Here is a 525-nt window from a genome sequence, read left to right as displayed (position 1 = left end):
GACGTGGCGGGTAGTGGATTTAACAAGCATGGCAATTAGCTAAGCCTCTGGAGATCAAGAGTAATTCTAAACAAATTTGTCCGGGGTCGGTCACCAGGCAATGGCAAGAATCCAGCCAAACCCTTGTTTGAAGAAGATATTTAAAAGTCTTATCGCCCCTATCAACTAATAGGAGGGGGGCTTTAGGGCCAGGGGAAGACCCTCGATTTGAGCCCATAGCCCCCCAAATTAAGAAGTCCGGGGGCAAACAAAATTTAGAGGATTTACCGGTTCAGTTAGCTCCACCCCAACTACTATTTGTAGTTCTTAACGCACTCTTCCACCAAGGTCAGCACTGCTTCTACTTCTTTCCAGCCCAGAATTTCTGTCACCTTTTTCTCCAAATTTTTGTAGGAGCGGAAGAACTCGGCAATTTCATCCAAGCGGTGCCCAGCCAGGTCATTGATGGATTTAACGTAGGTGTAGCGGGGATCTTTGGCGGGAACACAAAGAATTTTTTCGTCCCGATCGCCACCGTATCATTTC

General features: G+C 47.0%; 1 pseudogene. It reads right to left on the bottom strand.

Annotated elements, in window-relative coordinates:
- Positions 1–293 precede the first annotated feature (293 nt).
- Positions 294–500: pseudogene (locus ODQ17_RS19270) on the bottom strand (inorganic diphosphatase); the annotation flags it as partial.
- Positions 501–525: the final 25 nt, after the last annotated feature.

The organism is Acinetobacter sp. IRS14 (genome assembly GCF_034650275.1).
Taxonomy (GTDB): domain Bacteria; phylum Pseudomonadota; class Gammaproteobacteria; order Pseudomonadales; family Moraxellaceae; genus Acinetobacter; species Acinetobacter oleivorans.
The sequence above is the reverse complement of the archived record's forward strand: the minus strand, read 5'-3'. Positions and strand labels throughout refer to the sequence as shown.